Source organism: Butyrivibrio sp. FC2001, from assembly GCF_000424125.1.
In the GTDB taxonomy this organism is placed as follows: domain Bacteria; phylum Bacillota; class Clostridia; order Lachnospirales; family Lachnospiraceae; genus Butyrivibrio.
Genome location: NZ_AUJH01000012.1, coordinates 111,807 through 123,778, shown reverse-complemented (window position 1 = coordinate 123,778; position 11,972 = coordinate 111,807). Strand labels below are relative to the sequence as shown.

The window sequence follows — 11,972 nt, the reverse complement described above, 5'->3', positions numbered from 1 at the left end:
TACACCGAAAGTACAATGATTGTCAATTTTTATGCATTTCTACTTTTGCAAAAGCTACAAGAAGCTTATAATAGACACCGATACAAAATGAATCATTTGGGGGATAAAGAAGCGCGAATGATTGTAGCGCCACGTTATATACGTATACAAGAGGGAAAGAGTATGGAAAAAGAAGAAGTACGTAAAATTATTCAGGACAATATCAGAAATCAGATTGAGCTGGATATTAAGGAAAATAATGATGGTGTAGCTGTGATATCCAGTAAGATTGGCGGAAAGCCTTCAGTTCCGGCTGATTTTGAATGGCCAAAATATCATGCAAAATGGTTTGAAGAGGGAGAGAGTAGACCGCTTACTTTCTGGGCTCAGTTCAATTTGGAAGAGGTGTCTAAATATGATAAAGACGGAATTCTTCCTAAAAAAGGAATACTCAGCTTTTTCTACTGTCTGACAGAGGATGAACTTTTCTGGGGAACTAATCCTTCCGAAAAAGCTCTGCCAGAATATATTATTTTGAAGACGTATCAAGCCTGGTGGAAGCGGAGTTTCCTGAAGACCTTTCAGATGAATTCACGATTTCTGAAAAGGCTGTGACATTTAAAGAAAATATAAGTTATCCGACATCGGAATATTTATGTGAGAAATACAGAACCTGTCCGTGGGATGAGTATCACGAATGCATGGAGGAGACAGGATACTATGAGCTCCCATTATGTCATGATAAGCTCCTGGGACATTCTGAGTTTGTACAGCATTGCTCCGAGTATTTGTGCGAGGTGGTTCATCGTGGCTACAATGCAGATTTTCCTAATGGCAGGGAGTTTTCAGACGAAGAGGAAAAATTGATTCTTGGAGAATTAGATAATTGGGTTCACTTATACCAGTTGGATCCCTCATTTGCTCCATATGATTACAAGCTCGGAGTGGATGGAACAATTCATTTCTACATCAAACGAGAGGACCTCCAGGCTCTGAACTTCGATAATATAGAGTATATTCTGGATTGTTCATAATAATGAGAATCATGAAAGATGGGATAATCCATCATAGGAGAAACCGGAAAAATGGATGCAAATACAATTATCAGAAGGTTTTTGGTGATAAATGATTAAGAAATATGCTTTAAAAGAAAATAGAACAGCAGGAGCAATCCTTGTAAACATGCTTCTTGCAGCGATTAGTTTATTTGCAAACGGTTTTGGTGTATATCTCACTATCCAGGCCAATATTGGCGCCGGTCCGTGGGATGTCCTGAATCTTGGAGTATCACATACTTTCGGAATACTGTACGGCACCGCATCAGTTGCGATTTCTTATGCGATTTTGGGTATAGATATCGCATTTAAGGAACCCATTGGAATTGCCATGTTCATCGACGCATTTGTTGTAGGAAAAGCGGTTGACCTTTTTAACAAGCTTGATGTAGTTCACAAATGTGATTCATTAAAGACGGGAATTCCCGTGATGTTCCTTGGTCTGGTGATCATGGCATACACTCATTATACATATATGAGCGCCTCACTTGGCTGCGGACCCAGAGATACTCTGCTTGTTGCGCTTGCAAAGCGTGCGAAAAAGATTCCTATCGGAATTGTAAGTATTACGCTTCTTAGTCTTGCCACCTTTATAGGATGGCTTCTGGGCGGCCCTGTCGGTATCGGAACGCTCATCTGTGCATTTGCAACAGGCCCTATTATGCAGCTTGCATTCGCCACCGTGAGATTTAATGCCACAAGTGTACATCATCAGCACCTTGCGACATCCTTCAGAGTTTTTATGAAGAAAAAGATCGCCTGATCAAGGGCGTAGTCAGAATGGTCATGACTCTTTACCTATCAAGATAAAGTAGGTCATGGCCAGCATTATAAATGCGCCAATCCAGGCAGAGACCTCGGAGATGGCGATTCCTCTAAAGGACATTCTTCCAATTGTAAATCCAAATCCCAGTCTCATAGCAACCTCCAGAAATCCTGAAAACATGGGAATCATGGTGTTTCCAAGACCCTGTACTGAATAGCGGAATACGAATAGCCATCCAAGTGCGAAAAGACTTACTCCAAGGATTGGCATAAATTCTGCGCAATATCCTATGGTGACAGGATCGCTTAGCATCAGTCTTGAAATTGTTCCCGGAATGACAACCTGTATTAGTACCAAAGGAATATTTACAAGGACAGACAGAGCAAGTCCCTGTCTTACGCCTTTGCGGATTCTGCCGTATTTTCCTGCACCCTTATTCTGCCCAACAAAGGTGAGGATAGCGAGGCCCACAGAGATTCCGAACTGTTCGAATAGTCCTGCGAATTTCATGCAGACAGAATAGGCTGCAACGTAAGCGCTTCCCATGAGGTTTACAAAATACTGCAATATCATTCCGCCGGCAGCAGTGACTGAATTCATAAAAGCAACAGGAAGACCGATCTTAAGAAGGCCAAGGCATAATGAAGGCTGAGGCATTATTAAAAACCTTCTGTTTTCATCAGTTTCATCACACAGAATCGGAATCTTACGAAGTCCCATGCGGCAGTAGATGTAGGAAACAGCCTGTGCTATGACTGTGGCAATGGCAGCTCCTCTGACTCCGAAATGCATCACCATTACAAGTAAAACATCCAGAATGATATTCGTTATTGATGAGATTATCATCGCAGTCAGTGGTGTCTTGCTGTCGCCAAGAGACTGAAGTATGGTGATCGCAAGGTTGTTGAGTACAGTAATGATTATTCCGGCGAGTATTATTGCAAAATAGTCATAGGCATCCTTGAAAATATCTGACGGTGTTTCAAGAAATGTCAGCATGCCCTTTAATGACAGAAGACAAAGGACAGTGAACAGAATACTCATAGCCGTGCTTATATACTGTGCAGCCAGGACATATCCGCGAAGAAGCTTGGAATCGCCTTTTCCAAAGGATTGTGAAAAGCTTATTCCAAATCCTCTTGTGAGTCCTACTACGAATCCCAATATAAGAAAATTAAGAGTCCCAGAAGCGCCGACGGCTGCCAGTGCCTTATCACCGATTCCTTTTCCTACGATTATGCTGTCAACAAGGCTGTATACCTGCTGAAAAAGATTACCGAAAAGTAGTGGCAGGAAAAACAACACTATCTGCTTCATGCTGTTTCCTGACGTCATGTTATTAGTCTTCAAATTTTTAATTCCTATCGATTTATTACAATTTAGTTTTCATAGCTAAGCATATATTCTATATTTGTACCGGTAAGTATGCAATAGAGTTTTTTATATGGAGATTGTTGTCTGCAATACACACAAATGCTATTGTAGTTAGTGACAACGAAAAACTAACAAAGGATACATATATGAAAAGAAAAGCATTATTCATCACATTTGCACTAACTATAGCTTTATGCGGATGTGCGGAAAAAAAGAATACAGAAACCATTTCCAATGAGAATGGAAAGGCTGACTTTGCAGAACTTATTGATGATTCAAGTAAAGAGAATTATTCAGAGCCCGAGGAACATACAGATACTGATGAGACTGCTACTGATAGTGAAGAAATAACCGACGCTTCTTCGGAAGAAAGTACAGATGATACGACCTATTCAGATATTGCAGATTCTTCAGATATTAATGATGAGAGTATGACTACAGCTTCTGCAGGCACCTACAAAGAAGCATACATTGCCAAAATTAAAGAAGAGCAAAAAATAGCTGCTGATCTTGAAGGTGATTTTGATAATGAGAACTATGAGGAGACCATAGACTCTTACTGGCTGTACGACATCGATAAGGACGGAACACCTGAGCTATTTATTAAATACGGCCACGATGAAGCCTCTTTTCATGGGATGGTGTTTACATGCGTTGACGGCGAAATTAAAAGCTTAGATGGCCTTAACATGGGACATTCTGCATACTATGGAATTCCTAATGAGAATGGAATCTTAAGCTATTGGGGACACATGGGATATGGCGAGTGCATGAAGGTCACGCTAAATAACGGTGAGCTCAGCGGTGAAACCCTGTATGCAGAAGATATAAACGAGAAACTGGACAACGGAGAGGATGTATGGTACAAGGCTGCTGATGAGATAGTGCCGGGGGCTTACCTCCTGGATTCTTACGATTATAACAATCTGTATCCGATCGAGGAATACGAGAAGACCTTGGAGTTTTCATACAAGGAAGGCTCTTCTGCCGGAGAATATAAATTCCCGGAGGATGATCCTGAATATTATACGAAGATTGTGGACAGCGATACCATTGTCAATGCATTTGCCCTTAGTCAGTTTATGAAAAGTCCCGGGGAAGTGCCATTTAGCGATCTTTTAAAGGATAAAGTCATATATGAGTATGCAAAAGCTCCGTTAAAAGTACACGACTTTAGCTACGCTGATCTTAATGATGACGGTAACTATGAGTGTGTTTTCTATATTGATCCGGATGACGATAGCGTTCAGAGAAACCAAAGTGAATACGGCGGAATCATGACAGTGCAGGATGGTGACATATATGTTTACTTAACGTTTTATCCGTCTGTTTCCCGCATCACCGAGGATGGCTTCTTTGTTACGGATCCCGATGAGTACTCGAATGAACGCTATGTCAGAAGAATTATGTATGATAAGGAAAAGTGCTTTAGATTTGCAGTTCCACAAGTAGATTGATAACTAAAAAAGAGGGGGAAAAGCCATGAAAAGAATTCGGGTTTTTATGTTAGTTGGTCTTATGTGTAGTGCACTTCTTGCAGGATGTCAGAAAGCCAGTGAGCAGGCTGTAGAAAGTAATGCTGCCCACTCTGTTACTACGGATAGAACTGGTGAAAATGATGAGTCTACAAAGGCAGAGACCACATCGGAAAATGATGATTCTTCAACCGGGAAAAGTGTTGAAGATACTTCCGAAGATAATGCTGACGCTGAAACACCGATAGAAGAGAAAGAGGAGAATGCAACTGAATCGGAAGCAGAGGCGCTTTCATCAGATGATGCTCCTGCAAGGGGAAAGAGCAGCCTTATCTCAGGTCTTCGAATCTTTCACAAAGACAACAACTACTATGGTGAAAGCTATTCGAGGCTTTTCATCGGCCATAACTATGAGCACCTTGCTCTTTCAGATGATACGAAAAAAGCATACCCCGAGCTTGAAAAAGCCATCCTGATGGTAAACGACCTCATAGCTACGGATGAAGCAAACAGTTATTACGCAGCGTACAGACAGTTGATGAAGAACGGAGAAAATAATAACAATGACTATCCGGTTGAAGACAGGGACTGGAATATCCTTGTACGCAGGGCTGACAGTGATGTGCTAAGTGTCCTGGTCGAGATAACGACGGCATCCTATGAAGACTACAACCATGTGAGATACATGGCTTACAATATCAAACCGGACACAGGAGAGGTGCTTAAGCTTTCAGATATCATCGAGGATGAGGATGCTTTGTATGAAAAGCTCGCCCGGAAATTCCTTGAAGAGATGAAGAAAGACTACGAAGCGCTTTCTGTAGGTTCATCCGAGATGAGCGAAGCAGAGATGAAAGAAAAACTGCAGCAGAGTGCTCATGATGAGCAGCTGGTATGGACACTGGAACCGCAGGGTGTTTCGTTTTGGCTAAACTCTATGAACCTGTCCCCGCTTAGCATGAATTCGCAGCTCTTGTTTTGCGAGGACGAGAAGGGCAGTATTTTCACAAGTGATGTCAGAGATAATATTCCTGACACATGGGTGACTCAGCTTCATCCTAGTTCTAATGAACTTATAGACGCCGATGATGATGGAAAACCGGATACCATTTACGCGATGGAAACGAAGGAATATGTACCTGAGTCGAATTATGAAATAACGACAGGAATGCTTGTGAACTATAACGGAACAGATTACGAATTTCCTAGTGAGGACGATGATTATGACTTTGAATTTTCGTTAGTACACCAGAAGGGGAAAAGCGTACTTCTTTCGCAGTACAAGGAATACGAAGCTGATATTCAGCAGTTATATACAATTGATGATTCGGGTGTCAAAGAGACAGATCTTTTGTGTGGCTGGGTTTGCGGAAATCCTGACGAAAGCTTTACTGACTTTGATAACTACTTGTATGTTACACATATTATGACTGATCCTGCATATTTTCATATTGCGATTACATCATGGTTGTTGTCCACTACTGATGTAGTTACTGAATATAGGATTACAGAGGATGGAAAATTCGAGTGTCTGTCGGGGCGGAGTGAAATCATGGAGGGCTCCAGGTATGAGCTATCACTGAAGATGCCTTTGGATGATATTGAAGTTGTGAATGCTGCAACGGGAGAAGTGACAAAGGAGACAGAGAGTCTTAAAGCCGGTGACACCTTAAAGCTGATGTTTACTGATGTAGATAATTATGTGGACTGCCTCACCAAGGATAATAAGCTTGTCAGAATACGTGTTTACATGGATGATGATCTCGGCAAATGTACAAAAGTAAATGGCGAAAATGTGAGTGTATTGGAAGTGTTTGATGACATGTTTTTCGCAGGATAAAAAGTGCGGTTGACCTAGTCTCTACACAAAAATATATCCCCAGTGTTCGACTGAACACTGGGGATTTTCTATGTTTTTACTTGTTGTTCTTTTCAACTTCCTGCATCTTCATAGCGCGTACCTTTGAAGCAAGACCGAAGAGGTTAATGAAACCTTCTGCGTCGTGGTGATCATAAAGGTCACCTGTCTTGAAGGAAGCGATTGACTCATTGTAGAGAGAGTAGGGTGATGTTGTGCCTGCCTTGATGATGTTACCCTTGTAAAGCTGGAATGTAACTTCACCTGTTACATACTTCTGAGTTGACTCGATGAATGCCTGCTCAGCTTCACGAAGAGGTGTGAACCATTTTCCTTCATATACAAGATCAGCAAACTTGTTGCCCATATCCTTCTTCATTGTGTAGGTGTCGCGGTCGAGGATGAGCTCCTCGAGCTGCTGGTGTGCTTCGTAAAGGATTGTTCCGCCGGGTGTCTCATAAACGCCACGGGACTTCATGCCTACAACACGGTTCTCTACGATATCAACGATACCGATTCCGTTCTCACCGCCGAGCTTGTTAAGTGTGCGGATGATGTCTGAAACCTTCATCTCTTTTCCGTTAACTGACTTAGGTACGCCGCCCTCAAAGGTCATTGTAACTGTGGTCGGCTTGTCGGGAGCATCCTCAGGAGTGCAGCCAAGAACAAGAAGATGCTTGTAATTGGGAGCCTGTCCGGGATCCTCGAGCTCAAGTCCCTCGTGGGAGATATGCCAGAGGTTACGATCACGGCTGTAGCTGCTGTCAGCAGAGAAGGGAAGGTTGATTCCGTGCTGCTTGCAGTACTCAATCTCAGACTCACGGGAATCCATGGTCCACTTGTCATTTCTCCATGCAGCGATGATCTTGATGTCGGGAGCAAGTGCCTTGATTCCGAGCTCGAAACGGATCTGGTCGTTACCCTTTCCTGTAGCGCCGTGGCAGATAGCAACAGCACCTTCTTTTCTGGCGATCTCAACGAGCTTCTTAGCAATAAGAGGACGAGCCATGGAAGTTCCAAGGAGATACTTGTTCTCATATACAGCGTGTGCCTGTACGCAGGGAACTACATATTCATCACAGAACTCGTCAATTACATCTAATATGTAAAGCTTGGATGCACCGCAGCTTGTAGCTCTCTCTTCAAGTCCATCAAGTTCTTCTTCCTGTCCGCAGTCTATGCATACACAAACTACTTCATAATCAAAATTCTCCTTCAACCACGGAATGATCGCCGTTGTATCCAAACCACCCGAGTACGCAAGTATAACCTTATCCTTAGCCATGATATCCTCCTTTTAATCCAGGCCTCCGTCAGGGGACTTGCTCTTGGTATGTCCCCTGAGAAGACCATTGATTTACGTATGATTTTTCAATGAACTCTTGATTCAATGATTTACAAGGTGAATATACAACCATGTTGAATAAAATGCAAGTACTTTATGCATAAAAATTTATAAAAATATCGTTTTAGTGCATAAATATAAATAATGCTTGCATAAATTACTGATATTGATTATACTCAATTGCAAAGCATATAATAGATGTTGCATGGGGAAACGAAATACATGAGAGTTTCCAAATATGCATAATGTTTTAAAAAGATGCAGAAACGCTCTGTGAATATACTATAGGAAAGAAGGGATTACATGGTTAAGGTAGGAATTATTGGTGCTACTGGTTATGCGGGAGCAGAAATTGCAAGGTTGATATACAGTCATCCCCAGGCGGAGATTGTGTGGTATGGCTCCAGAAGTTATATAGATGAGAGATTTAGTTCTGTGTATGGAAACTTCTTTAATATAGTAGATGCGAAATGCATGGACGATAACATGGATGAGCTGGCTAAGGAGGTTGACGTTATTTTTACTGCTACACCTCAGGGCCTTTGTGCAGGACTTGTTAATGATGAAGTTCTTAATAAGGTAAAGATAATTGATCTTTCCGCAGATTTCAGATTAAAGGATGTTGGAATTTACGAGAAATGGTACGGCATTGAGCATAAAGCTCCCCAGTACATTGATGAAGCGGTGTACGGACTTTGCGAGATCAACAGGCATAAGATAAAGGGTGCGAGAATTATTGCCAATCCCGGATGCTATACAACCTGCTCGATCCTTACAGCATATCCTCTTGTTAAGGAAAAGCTGATAGATCCAAACACACTTATTGTAGATGCTCTTAGCGGAACATCAGGTGCAGGAAGAGGTGCTAAAACAGCCAATCTTTTCTGCGAGGTTAATGAGAGTGTTAAGCCCTACGGCGTTACAAATCACAGACACACACCGGAGATCGAGGAACAGCTTGGATACGCAGCCGGTGAGGATATCACCATAAACTTCACACCTCACCTCATTCCGATGAACAGAGGCATTCTGGCTACAGAGTATGCATCTCTTGTGAAAAAAGCAGACGGAACGCTTCCTACAGCGGCAGACATTAGAGCAGCCTACGAGAAATATTATAAGGATGAGAAGTTCATAAGACTTCTTCCTGACGGAGCTTATCCCGAGACGAGATGGGTTGAGACCAGCAATTATGTGGATATCGGATTTAAGATTGATGAGAGAACAGGCCGCATAATCATGATGGGCGCCATAGATAATCTTGTGAAAGGCGCAGCAGGACAGGCTGTACAGAATATGAATATTTTATTTGGACTTGATGAGGATATGGGACTTGATTTTGTTCCTGCATTCCCGTGATGTCGTGATACGAGGAGGAATGAGTCATGGTACGTGCGATGACTATTGACGATTATGAAGAGGTTTATGCACTTTGGAACTCAATCGAGGGCTTTGGCATAAGAACAATGGATGATTCCTTTGAAGGGATCGAGATGTTTTTAAAACGTAATCCCACTACCAGCGCAGTGGATGTGGAGGATGGAAAAATAGTTGGAGCTATTCTTTGCGGACACGACGGAAGACGCGGATGCCTTTACCATGTTTGTGTTAACAAGAACTACAGACGACATGGAATAGGAAAAAAGATGGTTGAGTTTTGCTTAGAGCGTCTTAAGGAAGAGAAGATAAACAAGGTTTCACTTAACGCATTTGTTACTAATAAAATCGGAAACGCATTCTGGCAGAGAATGAACTGGACACTTCGTTCGGATATGAATTATTACGATTACACATTAAATGAAAACAATCTGACAGAGTTTGTAAAGTTCGATTAAGACTTGGAATTTTTATCTATCTTAAAAGGAGAAAGACTATGAAAAAAATATCAGGTGGCGTTACAGCAGCTAAGGGCTTTAAGGCTGCAAGTACAGAAGCAAATATAAAATATAAAAACCGCAAGGACATGATGCTTATCTACAGTGAATCAGCATGTACGGCAGCAGGTGTTTTCACAAGCAATGTGGTAAAGGCAGCACCTGTTATGTGGGACAAGGAGATATGCAGCAGTATTCATCCGGTTCACGCGATCGTTGCTAATTCCGGAATCGCAAATGCATGCACAGGCGAGGAAGGAAAGCGACTTTGTGCAGAGACTGCCGGCGAGGTTGAATCACTTCTTTCACTTCCCAAGAACTCAGTTCTCGTAGCTTCCACCGGTGTTATCGGAATGCAGATGAACATGGAGGCTGTAAAAAGGGGAATAGCCCAGATGGTACCTGAGCTTTCAGATTCTGAGGAGGCCGCTACAGGCGCAGCTGAAGCCATCATGACAACTGATACACATTCCAAGCAGATGGCTATGGAGTTCGAGATCAGCGGAACCACCTGTAAGATGGGAGCACTTGCCAAGGGCTCAGGAATGATCCACCCCAACATGTGCACAATGCTTTCCTTTGTTACAACAGACGTTTCAATATCTCACGACCTTCTTCAGAAGGCGCTTAAGACCGTTGTTGTAGACACCTTTAACATGATCTCTGTAGACGGAGACATGTCAACCAACGACTCCCTTATGGTTCTTGCAAACGGCGAAGCCGGAAACAAGGAGATCACCGAGGAGGGCGATGATTACAACACCTTTGTGGAGGCTCTTAATTCTATATGTAAAGAGATGGCTAGGATGCTGGCCGGTGACGGCGAGGGTGCAACCGCACTTTTCACAGCACATGTAATAAATGCAGACACCAAGGAGAATGCAAGGACTCTTGCAAAATCAGTAATCTGCTCATCACTTACAAAGGCAATGATCTATGGACATGATGCCAACTTTGGCCGCGTGCTCTGCGCACTTGGATATTCGGGAGTCCTCTTTGATCCTGAAAAGGTGACACTTTCAATAGAAAGTGAAGCAGGAAGTGTTCTCATGTTTAAAGAGGGTGAGCCTCAGACCTTTGATGAAGAATACGCAACCAAGGTTCTCTCTGCTGAGGAGGTCATCGCTGTTATAGATATGCACATCGGAACTGAAGAGGCTACTGCGTGGGGATGTGACCTCACCTATGATTACGTTAAGATTAATGCAGACTATCGTAGCTAAGCTGAGAGGACTTGGCGAGGTTTTAGCGAACCTGGTTCGAACGTGTTCTGACGAGCGTAGGCGAGAGCAGAACTTCATTGTGAATTTGGAAGGAGAGGAAAAATGGACAAGGATATGCAGGAAGTTTTAAAGAAGGCTGAAGTGCTCATCGAGGCACTTCCTTACATTCAGAAATACAATCGCAAGATCATCGTTGTTAAGTACGGCGGAAGTGCCATGGAAAGTGAAGAGTTCCAGAAAAACGTCATCAAGGACGTTACACTTCTTAAGCTTGTCGGCTTTAAGCCTATCATAGTTCATGGCGGCGGAAAGGCTATCAGCAAATGGGTCGGCAAGGTCGGAAAAGAAGCCGAATTTGTAAACGGTCTTCGTGTTACTGATGCTGAGACCATGGAGATCGCTGAGATGGTTCTCAACAAGGTGAATAAGTGTCTTGTCAGAATGGTTCAGGAGCTGGGCGTTAAGGCAATCGGTATCAGCGGCAAGGATTCAGGTCTTTTAAGAGCAAAGAAGAAGCTCTCCGGCGGCCAGGATATCGGCTATGTTGGCGACGTTGATGTGGTTGATCCCAAGATCCTTTATGACCTTATGGATAACGACTACCTGCCTATCGTTGCACCTGTCGGAATGAATGAGAATTTCGAAACCTTCAATATAAATGCTGATGATGCTGCATGCGCAATTGCAAAGGCGGTTGGCGCTGAAAAACTCGCTTTCCTTACAGATATCGAAGGTGTTTACAAGGATATCAACGATCCTTCCACCTTTATCTCAAGACTTACAGTATCTCAGGCAGACGAGCTCATCGCTAGCGGTAACATCGGAGGCGGAATGCTTCCCAAGCTTGAAAACTGCACAAGCGCAGTAAAAGAGGGTGTTAAGAGAGTCCATATCCTTGACGGAAGAATTCCTCACTGCCTGCTGCTTGAGTTCTTCACCAACAAGGGTGTCGGAACCATGTTTACTCCGGACGCTGACGAGAATCAGGAGTGATTTTTCATAAAAAGACTTAAAGACTATGCA

The 11,972-nt window shown here is 42.9% G+C and carries 9 protein-coding genes and 1 pseudogene; 8 read left to right on the top strand and 2 right to left on the bottom strand.

Annotated elements, in window-relative coordinates; all coding sequences use genetic code 11:
- Positions 1-15: 15 nt before the first annotated feature.
- Both G601_RS27145 and G601_RS0106480 read left to right on the top strand, forming a co-directional pair.
- Positions 16-1,013 (top strand): annotated as a pseudogene (locus G601_RS27145) (YwqG family protein).
- Positions 1,014-1,104: 91 nt separating this feature from the next.
- Complete coding sequence (locus G601_RS0106480; RefSeq protein ID WP_026664880.1) at positions 1,105-1,797, top strand: YczE/YyaS/YitT family protein; 693 nt, start codon at positions 1,105-1,107, stop codon at positions 1,795-1,797.
- A 21-nt stretch (positions 1,798-1,818) separates the two neighbouring features.
- Here the strand turns inward: G601_RS0106480 and G601_RS22230 are convergent, their stop codons facing one another.
- Positions 1,819-3,150: an MATE family efflux transporter gene (locus G601_RS22230; RefSeq protein WP_155834478.1), complete on the bottom strand. Its 1,332-nt coding sequence runs from the start codon at positions 3,148-3,150 to the stop codon at positions 1,819-1,821.
- A 170-nt stretch (positions 3,151-3,320) separates the two neighbouring features.
- On the opposite strand from G601_RS22230, the gene G601_RS0106470 reads away from it, so the two are divergent.
- Complete coding sequence (locus G601_RS0106470) at positions 3,321-4,631, top strand: hypothetical protein (protein ID WP_155834477.1); 1,311 nt, start codon at positions 3,321-3,323, stop codon at positions 4,629-4,631.
- A gap of 25 nt (positions 4,632-4,656) precedes the next feature.
- Positions 4,657-6,489, top strand: a complete 1,833-nt coding sequence (locus tag G601_RS0106465) for a hypothetical protein (protein WP_026664878.1) — start codon at positions 4,657-4,659, stop codon at positions 6,487-6,489.
- A 76-nt stretch (positions 6,490-6,565) separates the two neighbouring features.
- Here G601_RS0106465 and G601_RS0106460 read toward each other — a convergent pair whose 3' ends face one another.
- Positions 6,566-7,792: an argininosuccinate synthase gene (locus tag G601_RS0106460; protein ID WP_026493338.1), complete on the bottom strand. Its 1,227-nt coding sequence runs from the start codon at positions 7,790-7,792 to the stop codon at positions 6,566-6,568.
- A 363-nt stretch (positions 7,793-8,155) separates the two neighbouring features.
- Between G601_RS0106460 and argC the strand changes: the two genes are divergently transcribed.
- The 4 genes from argC to argB all read left to right on the top strand — a co-directional run bounded on the left by argC (position 8,156) and on the right by argB (position 11,942).
- Positions 8,156-9,211: an N-acetyl-gamma-glutamyl-phosphate reductase gene (argC, locus tag G601_RS0106455; RefSeq protein ID WP_026664877.1), complete on the top strand. Its 1,056-nt coding sequence runs from the start codon at positions 8,156-8,158 to the stop codon at positions 9,209-9,211.
- A 26-nt stretch (positions 9,212-9,237) separates the two neighbouring features.
- The gene (locus G601_RS0106450) at positions 9,238-9,687 is read left to right on the top strand and encodes a GNAT family N-acetyltransferase (protein ID WP_026493340.1); all 450 of its coding nucleotides are present in this window, start codon (positions 9,238-9,240) and stop codon (positions 9,685-9,687) included.
- 38 nt (positions 9,688-9,725) lie between these two features.
- Positions 9,726-10,949, top strand: coding sequence for a bifunctional ornithine acetyltransferase/N-acetylglutamate synthase (gene argJ / locus G601_RS0106445; RefSeq protein WP_035790416.1), 1,224 nt, complete (start codon positions 9,726-9,728; stop codon positions 10,947-10,949).
- A 102-nt stretch (positions 10,950-11,051) separates the two neighbouring features.
- Positions 11,052-11,942, top strand: a complete 891-nt coding sequence (gene argB / locus G601_RS0106440) for an acetylglutamate kinase (protein WP_026493342.1) — start codon at positions 11,052-11,054, stop codon at positions 11,940-11,942.
- Positions 11,943-11,972: the final 30 nt, after the last annotated feature.